This is a genomic window from Pseudomonas sp. B21-035 (assembly GCF_024748945.1).
Lineage (GTDB): Bacteria > Pseudomonadota > Gammaproteobacteria > Pseudomonadales > Pseudomonadaceae > Aquipseudomonas.
Genome location: NZ_CP087179.1, coordinates 1,418,927 through 1,433,660 on the forward strand (window position 1 = coordinate 1,418,927; position 14,734 = coordinate 1,433,660).

At 59.2% G+C, this 14,734-nt stretch carries 11 protein-coding genes; 3 read left to right on the forward strand and 8 right to left on the reverse strand.

The window, feature by feature from the left end; genetic code table 11:
* Positions 1–31: 31 nt before the first annotated feature.
* Genes LOY22_RS06510 through LOY22_RS06520 form a run of 3 tightly spaced genes read right to left on the reverse strand, consistent with a single transcriptional unit; the run spans position 32 to position 1,512 of the window.
* Positions 32–889, reverse strand: coding sequence for a tyrosine-type recombinase/integrase (locus tag LOY22_RS06510; protein WP_258596891.1), 858 nt, complete (start codon positions 887–889; stop codon positions 32–34).
* A gap of 18 nt (positions 890–907) precedes the next feature.
* Positions 908–1,261, reverse strand: coding sequence for an Arm DNA-binding domain-containing protein (locus LOY22_RS06515; RefSeq protein ID WP_258596893.1), 354 nt, complete (start codon positions 1,259–1,261; stop codon positions 908–910).
* The gene (locus tag LOY22_RS06520; protein ID WP_258596895.1) at positions 1,258–1,512 is read right to left on the reverse strand and encodes an excisionase family protein; all 255 of its coding nucleotides are present in this window, start codon (positions 1,510–1,512) and stop codon (positions 1,258–1,260) included. The genes LOY22_RS06515 and LOY22_RS06520 overlap by 4 nt, the downstream gene beginning before the upstream one ends.
* Before the next feature lie 372 nt (positions 1,513–1,884).
* On the opposite strand from LOY22_RS06520, the gene LOY22_RS06530 reads away from it, so the two are divergent.
* The 3 genes from LOY22_RS06530 to LOY22_RS06540 all read left to right on the forward strand — a co-directional run bounded on the left by LOY22_RS06530 (position 1,885) and on the right by LOY22_RS06540 (position 6,224).
* The gene (locus tag LOY22_RS06530) at positions 1,885–2,316 is read left to right on the forward strand and encodes a type VI secretion IcmF C-terminal domain-containing protein (RefSeq protein WP_408980939.1); all 432 of its coding nucleotides are present in this window, start codon (positions 1,885–1,887) and stop codon (positions 2,314–2,316) included.
* A 185-nt stretch (positions 2,317–2,501) separates the two neighbouring features.
* Entirely contained in the window at positions 2,502–5,831 is a 3,330-nt protein-coding gene (locus LOY22_RS06535; protein ID WP_258596897.1) for a hypothetical protein, read from the forward strand.
* Between the two features lie 96 nt (positions 5,832–5,927).
* A complete protein-coding gene (locus LOY22_RS06540) occupies positions 5,928–6,224 on the forward strand; it encodes a hypothetical protein (protein WP_258596899.1) in 297 nt (98 codons plus the stop codon).
* A gap of 274 nt (positions 6,225–6,498) precedes the next feature.
* Here LOY22_RS06540 and LOY22_RS06545 read toward each other — a convergent pair whose 3' ends face one another.
* From LOY22_RS06545 to LOY22_RS06565, 5 genes are all read right to left on the reverse strand, one after another.
* Positions 6,499–9,063, reverse strand: coding sequence for a fimbria/pilus outer membrane usher protein (locus LOY22_RS06545; RefSeq protein WP_408980940.1), 2,565 nt, complete (start codon positions 9,061–9,063; stop codon positions 6,499–6,501).
* A gap of 84 nt (positions 9,064–9,147) precedes the next feature.
* Positions 9,148–9,891, reverse strand: coding sequence for a molecular chaperone (locus LOY22_RS06550; protein ID WP_195885873.1), 744 nt, complete (start codon positions 9,889–9,891; stop codon positions 9,148–9,150).
* An 87-nt stretch (positions 9,892–9,978) separates the two neighbouring features.
* Positions 9,979–10,575: a fimbrial protein gene (locus LOY22_RS06555; protein ID WP_093387664.1), complete on the reverse strand. Its 597-nt coding sequence runs from the start codon at positions 10,573–10,575 to the stop codon at positions 9,979–9,981.
* 170 nt (positions 10,576–10,745) lie between these two features.
* The gene (locus LOY22_RS06560; protein ID WP_123565844.1) at positions 10,746–11,393 is read right to left on the reverse strand and encodes a response regulator; all 648 of its coding nucleotides are present in this window, start codon (positions 11,391–11,393) and stop codon (positions 10,746–10,748) included.
* 71 nt (positions 11,394–11,464) lie between these two features.
* Complete coding sequence (locus LOY22_RS06565; RefSeq protein WP_258596904.1) at positions 11,465–14,695, reverse strand: hybrid sensor histidine kinase/response regulator; 3,231 nt, start codon at positions 14,693–14,695, stop codon at positions 11,465–11,467.
* Between the last annotated feature and the right edge of the window lie 39 nt (positions 14,696–14,734).

Below are 14,734 nucleotides of genomic sequence, written 5' to 3' on the forward strand. Positions count from 1 at the left end.
AGGCTCCGATGGCAGAACCGGAGCCTTCACTTCAAAAACCCATCATCTCCGACACAATCGTACTCATGCTTTTGGTGTCCCTCGAAATCCATCGTCCGTAGTGCTTTCGGACCATCGTTGTATCACTATGCCCAAGTTGCCGGGCAACCCACTCAATCGGGACGTAGCTCGATAGCGCTTGGCTTGCGAAGGTGTGGCGTGCTTGGTTGGCGCCTCGGTGGCGGATGCCTGTTTTTTCCAGATGGGCGGTGAACCAGTTGCTAACGGTCTTGCCGTTCCACATCAGGCCGCTGGTGGAGCTGCGGAACAGGAAGCGAACCCGTTCGTGCTTCTTGGTAATGTTATCCCTCTGGACGACGGTGATGTGTTTCGGCTCGCTCAGCGCGGCGTCGGCCATGATCGCGGTCATCAGTTCCAGAGCGGGCTTGATCAGCTCTACCGTACGGATCCGTGCGCGCTCCTTCGGCACCTTGAACTCTCCCGCGACCAGGGCGCGGCGGACAGTGAGGGTGCCAGCCACCAGGTCGACGTCTTCGACTGCAGTTGCAATCAGCTCAGACAGCGACAGCCCGGCCCAGCAGTTGAATACGATCATCCGGCTGTCCGCCAGCCTCTCTGGGTCGGCTATGGCGATCTGGTCGATCTCACTACGAGTGAATGGGTCGGCGAATTCGATATCGTTGTCCGACTGAATGTTTTCGATGCGCTCTAGGGGATTGAACTTTATAATCTCATCGTTAAGTGCATCACCCCATACACCGCGCACAATGGTGAAGACATCATTTACCGTTTTCGGCTTTAGGCCCCCAGTAAGTAGTTCAGCCTGGAATAGTTCAAGCTCACTCTTGGGGATGCTCGCGATAGTTCTGTCGCCAAATTTTCGTTTCACGTGCTCGGACTTGCTTTTTTAGTTGATGAAGGTGCTGTGAGCTTTCTTGACTTCAACAACTTCCAGCCAGCGATTAATGCCATCCTGAACAGTGCGCTTGCTCGGTTCGTTTGGAATTTCTAGTCTGGATTTTAGCCAAGTCGAGTCGGGGAAGTGTGCCGCGTAGTCAAAGCGGTTCTCCTTGATCTCGGCAAGAATCGTCCGGCGCTTGTTATCCGCATATGCGATAGCGGCCTTGTTGATTTTGGTTACGTTGCGTAGCGGCTCTCGGCGGCGTTCGCCTTCAAACTTGAAGGCGATCCGCAGAAGGTTGCCATTGATGTCGATGCCTTTCGGTAGGGTATCGACACCTGGTGGAAGCTTCTCTTTCATGGATGGCCAGCCATCCACTTCTCGATTTCTACGCGGTTATAAACAATGACGTTCGCGGGGTCCGTTCGCCACTGCTTCTCTTCTAGCCAGATACCACGGTCCCGGTATTTTCGTACTGCCTCGGTACTCAGTCCGAACACTGGGAACAGTAGCTCTTTGCGTATCCAGGTAGATGGAGTGATTAAGAATTGCAGCTTGCCTGGTTGTTCTTCATTAACAGTGTCGATAGATTTTACTTGGTGCTTAGCCATAATATGTTCTCCGCCTTATCGAGTGGCGTACAGTCGCTGTGACTGTTGAAGTTTCTTTGCGGCCACGTTGGCCATGTAGGATTCCCACTTGGTATTCTCGCGCCGTTGGCGGATCTGGCTGCACTTTTTGTGCTGCCGTGTGGACCGCCCTTTGCCGCAGATATCGCAGGTCGCGGTTAGGTCGAGGCTGTGGGATGCCATGGGTGGGCGAGTAAGCATGCATGCGCTCCAGGCGCTCCAGCTCGGCCAAGATCAACGCTCCAGCCTTGATGAGCATGTTGCGCTGATTCGTAGGCTTCCAATGCTCGGGTGCCCAAGGCCAGCAAGGCGGCGGTGCTTGGGTAGCTTGCGGATTGGGGGTGCTGGCCGAAAATGCATAGACGGAGCCTGCGTCAGCAAGTTCGCCCCTCGCATACTTGTCGTCTTGTTCAGGTGAGTAGCCTTCTAACTCAATCTGTCGTTGGCGTTCGGCATGGGCGGAGCAATCCTATCGGGCTGATCTGGCCTAATACCTTGGGCGAGGGTGTGGGCAGCCGGCTGACGTTGGTTCATGTGGTGGGTAGCAGTAGCCTGGGCTTTCAGGGGCCGTGGTCACTGTTCTGTCTGCTCAGCCGGGGCCAGCTCAATGGCCGGACCGATACCAGTGTGGACCTGAGTTTTCGCATAACAGACGGGATGATGCGGTATCGGATCACGGCGGAGAAGACGCTCAATCCGTTCACGCGGCGGCCGTTTCAGGGGTTTACGTTGCCGCGGACTTTGCTTGCGGTAGGTGACGTAAAAAAGCGGGAGCAAACACTTTGAATCGTCTTCGGTTTCAGGCGCTGGGGCCGTCTCGTAAGATGGCGAGCCCCGGGCAACTCAATGCATGTACTGCCATCGAGGCGGATCTGAGTTCTTAACGTTGGGGTCGCGCCTTGCCAAAGCAGTGAATAATGGCAATATGGCAGTATTTTAATCTGCTTGAGCACCAGGGAGAGGGAGTACCTTTGAACGGTCTAGTCAATCAGGAACGGAATGATTACCGTGCGTTTCGAGAGCGCATTGTTGTGGGATGCGATTTAGGGGCGCCTTGCGTCTTGAGTTGTTACTACAGTGAGGGTGAGGGATCTCGTTCCTATTCGCGTCGCCGTGAGCAGATCGCGGAATTTCGTGAAGCGGTTCGTCACTTGGTGGCAGAGCTACTGTCCGAAGATCCTCAAGATGAATGCCATGTGAGGCGTGCACTTGGCATTCCCAACAACATATCTCTCAACCCGCGAGACTGTTCGACATGGCGATCAATCGGGCAGTTTTTCGTACCGACGATCTTTGGGGCGCGGAAGGCTCGGGCTCTACTGGTCCAAGTGAAGACCTATGAGGGACGCCGGTACATATTCGACAATCTGATCGCCCCTGAATTTGCCTGGCATTCAACTTTTCCCGGCCCTGTAGGCTTCTCTCCATCGCTGGATATTCTACTTCGACGATTGGCTTTGCCCAGCTCGTGGCCTGAGTTAGATGGCGCTCGGTCCCTGGACAATAACTGGCTCAAAATCGCGCGACGATTTGATCTGGAAAAAATGCCTGAACTTGTGGCGATGGCTCGATACGGAAACTTCCAACTGGACGGTGAACTCGCATGGATGTTGGTTCAGGAGGGAGTCGTCCGTACAAGGCAGGAGCTCAGTCGGCTTGGGCGTAAGAAAGAGTCGTATGGCGTCAGTGCCGATGCTGCCCGTGGTTACAAGCGGCAAGCTAGGCAGATGATTCGCGTGTTACTTGATCACGAAGTCGATCGAGGTCAGATTGCGACGATCTTCGAGTACGACATGCATTTCTTCAACTCACAGAAGCTCGACACCAATCTGACAGCTTTGAGAGCGGCCGGGGTGGTAGAGCTGAGTTCAGTGTTCGAGTCAGTAGGACAGTTGTTGTGGCGTGCGTCAACAGAGAGTTGGGCCTATGTTCTGCGTACTTTGGGAGCGAGTAGTTCGGCGGATATCGCGCGATTCAGCAGGGTGCTGGATTCCCATCAGAAACTTCCGGTCGATTTCGCATTGGCATTGAAGTCATTAGGGGCCGACCTGCTGGGACTGGCCCAGTGCCAATCATTGATCCTCTGCGTAGGTGAGGGCGATGAGGAAAAGCGGTCCATCAATGAACTCAAACTCCTTGCGTCGCCTCCATTTGGACTGAGTATTGAGCAGATCTCGCAGTGCACGGGTTACCTGTCAGAACCTGAAAAGGTTGAGCCATTCCTGTCTGTACTTGCAAAGCACGGCTACGTATCCGGCGCCGCTGTGCTCTCGTTTCAAGACTGCTACCAAAAGCTTAGCGTTGACGATGTCGATGCATGGCTGAGCATTGTTGACAGTGTCCGTGGTCAACCACTCCCAGATGTCGTCGCTGACTGGGTTCGGCAGGCTGGTTCAGGGGGGCACATAGATGCTTGTTGCTATCTTCAGGAAGCGACGGACTTAGACGACTTCAGGTCGCTGCAGCAGGCGCTTCCCATCGTTCACCTTGGACGTGAAATGCTCAGTTACCTCGTCGAGGTGCGCGATCTGAGGACTGTTCAGGCTCTCAAGAAGTGGTACTACAAAGCGCGAGGGATAGAGTCTCTGCGCATTGGCCATAGAAAAGATGAGATCTCGCGGTTACTGCTTGACGATGCGTACACGCGCAACAATTTCAGTGTCCTATCTGGGAACGAGGGCCAGATCTATTCTGCTGTGAGTCGACGGGTGGAGTCCATCATCGGAAGGCGGCCCTATGCTGCTGACGAGGTAGTCAGGGTTGCTTATCAGCAACGTTACTCTCAACAGGATGCTGTCGAGCGTCATGCACTACTCGGCAGTCTACCGATCGTTTTGGAGCAAACGGGGGGCGTCCTGCTCAGCAGCGTGCTCCGTCATGCCTGGGAGGGACACGAGGCACTTTACGCCACCCTCGACAGGCTCGAGCCATTGGTACATGGGCTTCTGACGGGAGGCGGGCCAGCTGGATCACAACTAGATGAGTTGGAGGCCGATGCAATCGCAATGCTGTATCGAACCTCATCTTCTACTCTGACATCCCTCTGGCCGAGGGTAGTCAATAACCAGGCGGATCTGTCGTGGCTTAAGCTGCAAGGCTCATATCCCATGATTTGGCAGCGCTCGTTTCGGCGCTTGAACGGCACCCTTGAACGCCAAAGCCTGCTCGCACTTGCGCAGGCAGCGGCCTTCGCCAAGCATTTTTCTTTGTCCAACAACCAAACTATCTCCGAAGCATGCAAACACTTGAGGGCCAAGCGTCTTTTCGACAACGCTCGTGACCCATGGTCACTCATTGCCCATGTTGGTGTGTTGCTGGCCGCCGCACGCGACGATTCCATGATCGCGGAGTGGATTTCAGGCGGGCTTGAATCTGCTTCGCAGATGGCAGATGAGGGCGCGCAGACATTCGAGCGAATCGAGCAGTTAGGCAGGTTGTTTGATAGCGATCTGCCAGACGCCTTGGATAAACATACTGCCAGATTCCTTGGCCGCTTCGATGATGGCGACGCCAGGTTTTTGGCCGAGCGGCTCGTGGGTTCTGAGAATACTCGTTCGGGCAGTAGCAAAGAACAACTTGATGATGCATTTGCTCTGGTGCGGTCGAATGTTCTGGAGGCATGCCTGCGATGGGTGGCTCGAGAGCGAGGCAAGTTCGTAAGGGACAAGACAGAACATACAGCAACGAATCTTGTCGGAGTGGTTTCCAAGCACCCGGCCGCTTTTTTTGCCAAGCATGCAGCTACCCTGTGTTCGCGTGACAACACGGCAATGTGGGAGGAGTCCAGGCAGGCTCATCTTGTTGTCTTTGATCAGGCTCGAAGAAGTCTGGCAGGGATGGCGCTGGTCTACTTTCAGATTCTCCCAGAGTTGCATGCGAGCAAGAAGTGCCTGGTCATACGGGCCATCAACCCAATGGACGAGATGCTTGCAACACATACAGAGTCGTCGATCGTCGATTCCTTCTTTGATGTGGTTGTAACGATCGCGCAAGAGAACTCGCTAGCCGCAGTTGTTTTTCCAGAAAGCAATGGCTCTCACCTCCTGTCAAACCGAGATGCAATCGAGAAGAACTTGCAGAAGCGATTCGTTGCTGAGTCAGCTGACACCTATGGTCGTTGGCCAGAACCTCGCCTTGTAGGGGAGAGGCAGGACTTGCGCAGAACCCCTCTCTCGTTTGTCTCAACGTTCTACGCCTATGAGCATGGAGCCGAGAAGGTGGGCAGGTTGTATACCATCTGGTTGGGGGCCGAGGATTCGCCCAATGAGTCTGAATGCCTTGGTTTGGAAGGTGTCGCGTAGGCGAAGCGATGCATGCCAGCTGGCGCATGCTTATGGCCATGCTGACAGAGTTTGCTTCGTGCTCTAATCCCAAGACGAGTTTTGAATGGAGGCATCATGACCGAGGAAGAAGGCCATTTGCTGGACCCAACTTTGACGGACGACCACAGATTTCCGTCCGCATTTTCCGGCCGGAGCTTGTTCGTCAAGGGGGAGGACTGGCAGAACAACGCCATGCTGGGTTGGACAGGTTTTCCTGCTGATCTCTATGCGACGGGGTACAAAGGCGCGGCTGATGCGTTGCTTTTTGCTCTGTCTCAACGTCGAGTGCAGTGGGCCGAGGCCCATGCCCCTCGCTTGCCGTTGCGCATGTACCTGAACAGCCACGACTTGACGCCTGCCTTGGTGACTTGAAGGTACAGCCCGCCGCCATTGCAGTAGAGTCCTGCTCTGTTCCGGCGTGACGCGGATAGTGCAGTCAGGCGATTGATGGAAGCCATAGTATCCAACTTGGGCATCCATGGCTTTTGATGGAGCTTCTGAGAAGGGACACTCTCTCCGCCATACAAGAGAAACCCCTGAATCGCAAGATTCAGGGGTTTTTTCGTTTCTGCCTATTAACAAGTTCCGGATCACACAGATAACAAAAAGCCCCGCATTGCGGGGCTTTTGGTCACATGAGGCCGCATCAGGGCCGGCACACCAAGCGCTGACGCTCATAGTTCAGCGCCTTGTCCCGCTCCGGCAGGCTATACGGCGCTGTGCACTGGCGCTCGCCCCAGTTGATGGTCAGGCTGCCCTGGTCTTCTTCAAGCAACACCAGCGCCTTGCCGTTGGGGTCGGAAATTGCCAGTTGCTTGCCGCTGGCGTCTTCCAGCGAGGCGCCGAACGGGATCATCGCGCCCTGTTCGTCGAACAGCTCGAACTGCACCCGCCGCCCGCTCTTGCCGGTGTAGCGGGCCACCACCACAGCGCCGCGGCGCGGTACCAGTTGCTGGGTGGCGTTGTCGATTTCGATGTCGCCGCCCAGTTCGCGGGTGTCCAGGCTGATCCAGTTGACCCGGTAAGGTTGCGCGTTGGGAATCACTGCGTAGCCGTTGCGCCCGGTTTCGACGCCGCTGTAGCTGCTGATCTTGGCGCCCTTGACGCCCGGCACCTGGGCCAGGGCGAAGGTTTCGCCGACGGTCTGGCCGAGGTTGATGCCGCCTTGGTGGGCAACCACCGAGCCCGATACGTTGAGGTTCTGCGAGTCGTAGCCGCGGCCCTGGCTGTAGCCCAGGGTGATGTCGGCCACCGAGGTGCGGGTGTTGAGGTTGGCCGAGGCGGAGTTGCCGCCGGAGCTGCTGTTGCCGCCCTGGACCGAATAGAAGGTGTCGCTGGTTTCGGACAGGTAGCCGTTGACGCCAACCTGGGTGCTGTCGCCGCCTTTTTGCGTGCTGGTGGTGATGAACGCACGCGGCGCCCGGGCGCGGCTGCCCAGCGGGAAGGACACCGACAGGTTGAACTGGGTATCGCTGCTTGAGCCGCCGTAGCCGTCGCCCAAATCCTTGGTGCGGGTGACGCCGAGGTTGTAGCTGGCTTCGCCCCAGTTGTTGCTGTAGCCGGCCGAAAAGCTCTGCGAACCGCCGCGGTTCCAGTAGCGCTGGTCGCTGGCGTTGACGTACAGGCTGCCCAGTTCGCGGTTGCGGCCCATGCTCTGGTTGATGGTCAGGTCGGTGCGGGTCTTGGAGTTGCCTGGGCGCCGCTCCAGGTCGCTGCTCAAGTCCTGGACGTGATCGGTCAGGGTACGGAAACCTTCGGTGGAGTAGCGGTACGCGGCCAGGGTGAAGTTGGTGTCGGTGCCGGTGAAGGTCTTGGCGTAGAGGGCACGCACACTGTTGCCCTGGGTGGTTTGCCCCAGTGCGCGGCTGCTCGAATGGGTGACGTCGAACGACACCGCGCCCAGCGAAGTGTTCTTGCCGGCGCCCAGCGACAGCGCCTTGTAGTTGTCGCTGGCCTGTACACCGATGATCCCGGTGAGGCTGCTGCTGATACCGTAGGCCAGGGTGCTGCTGAGGATGTTCGGGGTGGCCATGCCGTCGGTGTTGCTGTTGAACTGGCCGGCCGAGACGCTGTATTTGACCTGGCCTTCACGGACCATGATCGGCAGGCTGGAGAACGCCTGGGTGGTCACCCGACGGCGGCCGTCAGCCTCGACGATAGTGATTTGCAGGTCGCCGTTGGAGCCGGACGGGTAGATGTCGCTGATCTCGAACGGCCCTGGCGGCACGCTGGCGGTGTACAGGATGTAGTTGTTCTGGCGGATCTCGACGGTGGCGTTGGTTTGTGCCACGCCACGGATGATCGGCGCGTAGCCGCGTTCGCTGTCGGCGCGCATGCCTTCGTCGGAGGCAAGCTTCACACCGCGATAGCGCACGCTGTCGAACAGGTCGGTGTCACTGAAGATATCCCCGGCGCTGAACTGGCCCTTGATGGCCGTGACGTCATGCTGCAGGTAGCTGCGGTTGCTCTTGAAGGTGCTTGGGCGACCGGTGCTGCTGGTGAAGTTCGACTCGTTGCGCAAGCGCCAGGCACCGAGGTTGATGCCGTTGCGCAGGCCGAGGTTATTGGCGATGCGCGTGTCGGCATCGCCGGCGCTGCGGCTGCTGTTGTACTGGTAGTTGATGAACGCCGCCGGCACACCGTCATCCCACAGCGCCGGGTCGACGTAGCCACGGATACCGCGCTGCATTGCCACTTGCGGCACGCTGGCCGCCAGTTGCAGGCGCGCGGCGTCATAGCGCAGGCTGGCCTGGTCGATCAGGCTGGGAAGGTCGTAGCAGCTTTGCGGGGTGTCCGGGTCGAACTTGCCCTGGGCCTGCAGTTTGTTCAGGTCGATGCCCAGCTGTTGCAGCAACTCCAGGGTCAGGCACGGTTCGACGCGGCCGGTGGCCGGGTTGCGGTTGAAATCGATGTCACGCCGGCCCACCAGCACTTCGTTGCTGTACAGGTCGACCCGGTAGTTGCCCGGCAACACGCTGTTGGCCGACAGCAGCAGTTGCAGGTCGACCGACGAAGGTGCGCCTTGCAGGAAGGTGGTGTTGAAGGCTTCCAGTTGTTGCGCATCGCCGGTGTCCTGCGCGGCCAGCACCGGCATCGCGCCAAGCACGGCCAGCGACAGGGCACTCAACTTCCACAGACGGGCAGTTGCAGACGGAGCGCACGCACGTTGGCCGGCGCAATGAGTTGGCCTGTTACCGGAAGATAAAGACATGCGAAGGAACCTTGTATCCCGAATAACGACTGGGCGCGGCGAGGGGCGCAGTTACGCGCAGGCTTAACGCCTGGGCATTAACCGTTATTGTTTGCCCGGCGCTTGGGCAGCGGTACTTGCCTGGCCGCTGGACAGTGTCGTGGTGTATTGGTTTTGCGCACCGTAATCGTTGATGCTGGAAAAACTCAGGCGCACGTTGTTATCGCTACCCAGGGTTTTAACCGGAAATGTCTTTACTTCACCCGGCGCGACCATGGTTGAGTCCGCTGCCAGTTCGCTAAGTTTGCCCGCCTCAAGTTTTATATCCGCCATCGAGACGTGATAAAGGCTCGGGTTATTGACCTGCAGCAGGGTCTTGCCGCTGTGGCGCAGCAGTTGCCATTGCAGTTCGGTCGGCGCCATAAGGGCATTGCCAGGCAAGCCTGCGGGGCGGAAGAAAATCTTGATGCGCTGGCGCACGGCCAGTTGCAGGGTGTTGGCGGCGGCGGCGGCCTGAGGGATTTCCTGGACGTTGAGCCAGACCACCGACTCTTTGTCCGCAGGCATCCCGGCACCTTCGTACAGCACTCGCAGCAACTGCTGTTCACGGGCGAACACCCGTGCCAGTGGCGGGGTTACGGCAAAGGGCACGCTGCGCTGGGCATCGCTGTCGTCGACCCAGGATTGAATCAGCACGTCCTGGTTGCCATTGCGCACGGTGACGTTGGCTTCCTTGTGGTTGCCATCAAAGACAATCCGCGTGGCACTCAGCGAAATACTGGCCATGGCCTGGCCGGCCATGAGCATGCCGAGCAGCCCCAGGCATGCGGGAATAGAACGACGCAACATGGTCTGTACCGTTTGATTCAGGGGTTTTGCTTCAGGGCCAATGGCGAGGCCGGGCGGCCTCGCACAAAGCAGTTCAGGCGCTACGACTTATTCGTATTGCAGGATGAACGGCAGGGTGGCGTCACCGCGACCGGCGGTGGCAGTGCCCGCTGCGCCAGTGGTGACGTAGGCGGCGGAGAAGTTGAGGATCGCGTCGCCACCGGCAGCGCCGGTACCGTGCATGTCGCTCTGGATCATGGCGGTGGTTTTCGAGCTCAGGTCGATCAGCGCGCCGTTGCTGTCGAGCAGGGCGATACCGACGTTGGCTGCAGTGCCGGTGCCTTTGGTCAGGGCCAGGACTTTCTTGCCGGTGACCAGGCCCGAACCGCCGCTGGCGGCGTCAAAGATCATCGAGACTTTGGTGCCCAGGTTGCAGTTGACGTTGAGGTTGAAGTCTTTACCGGTGACACGGCCCGAGGACGGGCTTTCAGCGGTGCCCATGTCCTTGATCGATACAGTGCCCATGTCTACGGAGATCACGCGATCAGCGTTGGCGCCGTCAACCGAGCAGGCGTCGTTGTTGATCACGCCGGTGAAGGTGATCTTGCCGCTGCCACCTTGAACAGGCGTCGTTTCTGCTGCCAGGGCAGCGCCGGACGCTGCAAGTACGGACAGAGTGATAAGGGCCAGGGAGAACTTCTTCATGGTGATGTCCATTTGTATTGGTTGGAAAGTGCTGCATGAAAATGCCAATACACAATAGAACGGGGGGTGTTTGCCGAACATCAGACGATTCTTATAAGGTCTGAGCCCAGGTGGGGCGGGCGTTCTGGCAACAAAGTCTTTATCGGTTCCTGACCTTGTTGCCCGGAAACTTAGTTAAAGATACTGCGCTCCAGGCAATAAGCCAGTAAGTCCTGGTCGCTATTAACATCAAGTTTGCGCATGGCCGAAATCTTTTGCGCGCTGATGGTCTTGGCACTTCGGTTCTGGCTGCGGGCAATATCACTGACACTTTTACCGGCGACAAACAATCGCAGTATTTCAAACTCTTTGGGTGACAGTGTGGCAAACCGGTCCTCGATCGCCGCGGTGGTTTCGATGACCGAGGTTTTTGCAGGCTCCAGGCTGCGGTACTGGCTTTGCTGGGCCACGGCCTTGAGCGCCAACTGGATTTCGGTGTGCAACTGGCTCTTCTGGATCACCCCGACCACGCCCAGCTCATGCAGGCGGGTGAGAATCAGGTGGTTGGAGATCATCGTCAGGATCAACACCTGCAAATGCGGAAAGTGCCGCTTCAGGTAATCGACCAGTTTCAGGCCGTCGCCATAGGGCGAATCGGCCGGCATGTTGTAGTCGGTGATCACCAGGTCCACCGGTTGCTGTTCGAGCAGCTCGATCAGGCCTTTTGAGCACACGGCTTCGCCGACCACGCAAAAACGTTCGTCACGTTCTACCAGTTCGCGCACGCCGAGAAGCACGATCGGGTGATCGTCCGCGATGATGACTTTGAGTTTGTCCATAGTGGCTGTCCGTAGTACCGGTATAGAAGGTTAGGGGGTGTCCATACGGCCGCAGGTAAGCCTGATTGTTGTTACTCGAGCGCATCCACAACAGCGGCAAGCCGGCTCAGTATCTGCTGCACTTCAAGGCGCAGGGAAGCATCGATTGTCCCGCCTGCCAGGCGGCACTCAAGCGCCGTACAGTGCTCGGCCAGGTCGCTGGCCTGTACCGCGCCGAGGGCGCCGGCGATGCTGTGCAGCCTTTGGGCGACGATTCTAGCGTCACTTTGCTCCAGCGCGCAGCGGATCAGTTGCAGGTCATCGCGCATGGTGGTGATGAACAGCGGGCGCATCCGCTCTGAAAGCTGCAGTCTATCGGTGGCCGGGGCGGCGGCGGGGGCGGTGAGGGTGTCTGGCTCGACCCGCGTTGCTGCATTCTGCAAGGCCGGGCGGCAGAGCTTGAGCAGGTGGCCGCGCAGGGTCTGCAGGCTCAGCGGCTTGACGATCCAGGCGTTCATGCCGACGGCGATGCAGCGCATGCCCTCTTCGCGCATGGCGTTGGCAGTGACGCCGATGATCGGCAGTTGCGGGTCATGCTCGCGCAGGGTGCGGGCCAGCTCATAGCCGTTCATGACCGGCATGTTGACGTCGGTCAGCACCAGGTCAAAGACCTCGGGCTGCCACAGGTGCAGGGCCTGTTCGCCGTTGCTGGCGACCACCGCGGTGCAGCCCAGGGCCTCGAGCTGTTCCTTGATGATCGCCTGGTTGATCGGGTTGTCTTCGGCCACCAGGATGCGCAGTTGCAGGTTGTCGGCCTGCTGTTGCGCGGCCTGCTGCGATGCCTGCGGCGCGCCCAGGCGGGCCATGCCCACCGCGTCGGCGATGGCGCGCAGGTTGTGCAGGTCGACATTCCAGCTCTGCCCGGTGTATTCCGGCGGGTTGCGCCCACCGGCCGTGCACAGCACCCGTGGCCCCGGCCAGGCTGGGGCGTTGGTCGCCGGCAAGGCATCGACCAGTACCGCCGGCGCATGCTTGGCTTCCAGTGGCTGGGGGGCCAGGGCGGCGTGTACGCCGAGGCGGACAAGCCAGTCGACCAGCGATTGCGCCAGCTCCTGTACCGGGGCGCGCACGTAAACCGGAATCGACGCGGCTGCAACTGGCGCGCTGCTTAGGGTTTGGCCTGCCAGCACAGGCAAGCTCATGCGCAGGGCAAAACTGCTGCCCAGCCCCGGTTCGCTGACCACTTTCAGTTGCCCGCCCATCATTTCGCTAAGCCACCAGCAGATCGGCAGGCCCAGGCCTGCGCCACCTTCGCTGCAGGCGTCCTGCACCTGGTAGAACAGCTCGAACAGTTTGGCCTGCTGCGCCGTGGAGATGCCGATGCCGGTGTCGGTGACCTGCCACTCCAGGCTGACCTTGTCATCTTCTCGCGCCAGCACCCGGGTGCGCAGGACCACGCGCCCGGTGTCGGTGAATTTGATGGCATTGCTCAACAGGTTGTTGAGGATCTGCCGAATGCGCATCGGGTCGCCGAGCAGGCGCTCGGGCAGCGCGGCGTCGGTGCAGGCATAGAGCTGCAGGCCCTTGCGCTGGGCGAAGGCGGCATAGGTGTGCAGGGTGTCTTCGATCAGGTCCAGGGGGCAGAACTCGATGGACTCGATCGCCATCTGCCCGGACTCGATCTTCGACACGTCGAGCACGTCGCTGATCAGCTGGAACAAAGTAGCCGACGAGCGCTGGATGGTCTGCAGGTATTCCTGCTGGCGCGGCTCCAGGCGAGTCAGGCCGAGCAGTTCGAGGGTGCCGAGCACGCCGTACAGCGGGGTGCGGATTTCATGGCTCATGGTCGCCAGGAACAGGGTCTTGGCTTCGTTGGCGGCATCGGCGGCGCGCCGCGCTTCTTCCAGGGCCGTGGCATCTTCAATATGCCGGGTGACGTCGTTGAAGGCATACAGGCGCACATCCTGGCCCTGGTAGCGGGTCGAGACAAACCCCACCTGCAGGTGCCGGCCGTCGATTTCCAGGTAGGTCTCACCCGTCTCGCCCTGGTCGGTGCGCCGCTCCAGGGCGCTGATCAGCTTGGCGCTGCCCGGCGACTGCTGGGCCCGCTGGTTTTCCACCAGCACCTGGTTGTCGGCGCGGCGCACCACGCACAGGCCGGTGGGCGCGGTATCGATTACCACGCGGCTGAAGGCTTCGCTTTCGGCGATGCTGGCATGCGCCTGGCGCGCCGGCAGGATCACCTGGCGGCGGTACCAGCGGTTGGCACCCCAGCCCATGGTGACCAGCGCGAGCAGCGCGGCGCCAAGGCTGCTCAGCGGCCACAGGGCATAGCGAAAGAAGCTGCGGTAGTTGAGGGCATAGACTGCCGTCCACGCCGGGCCATTGTGGTTGACCAGCTTGAACACCAGGCCTTCGGGCTTGAAGTTGATCCCCTCATGCAGCGGCGATTCTGGCCACAACGCGCCAATCAGCACCTGGCCGGAAGGCGCCACCAGGGTGAAGTGGTCATAGATCGACCATTCCATGGTGCGTTCGTAGTCATTGGCCTGGGACAAATCGAGGATGCTGGCGATCATCACCCGGGTGTCGGCGCCCTTGATGTGGATTTCGTCCGCGGCCAGCTGGATGCCGATGTACGCCAGCATGCGCGCCGGGCCCGGGCTGGCGGCGCTTGGGCCATAGTGTTGCCAGCAGACTTCACCTTCGCGCAGCAACTGATGGTCGCGCGGCAGACGATCGATCACGCTGCGGATCATGTCGATGAAGCTTTCGTTGTGCGGTACGGTCTTGGCCCCTGCATGGCCTGCGGCCGGCACGGTGATGTCGAAGTTGCCGTGCTGGTTGAACAGGAACACATGCGGCGACTGGTAGTGCGAGGTCGACCAGAACGTGCTGTAAAAGGTCGCCAGGTGCACGCCAAGGGAGAAGATCTTGGCGTGTTCGCTGGCGGCGATTTTCTCTGGGTCGATTTTGGCGCTGAAGGGCATGGAGTAGGAAAACTCCTGGCCCTGGTAAATATTCGGGCCTTCTTCCGGCAAGGCTTTGAGCAAGCGCACCTGGGCATTCTCGTCCTTGAGCAACTCGCCCTGATGGCTGCGCTGGGCCAGGCTGCGCAAGAACACTTCCTGCTCGCGGATGTTTTCCATCAGCCGGGCAAAGTGAAAGCGCACGGTGTCGTGCTGCTCTTCGATCAGGCGCTGAAACGACCAGTAGCTGGTGCCGACCAACAGCAAAGCCAGGCCAAGCAACACCATCATCCCTTTGTTCAGACGCAACGAACTGCGGGTGAGTTTTTCCAGCAGGGCGTTGTCGTGCTTCATCAGGAGCTTCCGCAGTATCAGTAAGGGTGGTGGCTGGAT

What these genes read in the sequence shown, in the direction of transcription:
- LOY22_RS06560 (WP_123565844.1), bottom strand. Translation starts at nt 11,393, where the DNA reads ATGGACAAACTCAAAGTCATCATCGCGGACGATCACCCGATCGTGCTT.
- LOY22_RS06520 (WP_258596895.1), bottom strand. Translation starts at nt 1,512, where the DNA reads ATGGCTAAGCACCAAGTAAAATCTATCGACACTGTTAATGAAGAACAA.
- LOY22_RS06530 (WP_408980939.1), top strand. Translation starts at nt 1,885, where the DNA reads ATGCATAGACGGAGCCTGCGTCAGCAAGTTCGCCCCTCGCATACTTGT.
- LOY22_RS06545 (WP_408980940.1), bottom strand. Translation starts at nt 9,063, where the DNA reads ATGTCTTTATCTTCCGGTAACAGGCCAACTCATTGCGCCGGCCAACGT.
- LOY22_RS06515 (WP_258596893.1), bottom strand. Translation starts at nt 1,261, where the DNA reads ATGAAAGAGAAGCTTCCACCAGGTGTCGATACCCTACCGAAAGGCATC.
- LOY22_RS06565 (WP_258596904.1), bottom strand. Translation starts at nt 14,695, where the DNA reads ATGAAGCACGACAACGCCCTGCTGGAAAAACTCACCCGCAGTTCGTTG.
- LOY22_RS06555 (WP_093387664.1), bottom strand. Translation starts at nt 10,575, where the DNA reads ATGAAGAAGTTCTCCCTGGCCCTTATCACTCTGTCCGTACTTGCAGCG.
- LOY22_RS06550 (WP_195885873.1), bottom strand. Translation starts at nt 9,891, where the DNA reads ATGTTGCGTCGTTCTATTCCCGCATGCCTGGGGCTGCTCGGCATGCTC.
- LOY22_RS06540 (WP_258596899.1), top strand. Translation starts at nt 5,928, where the DNA reads ATGACCGAGGAAGAAGGCCATTTGCTGGACCCAACTTTGACGGACGAC.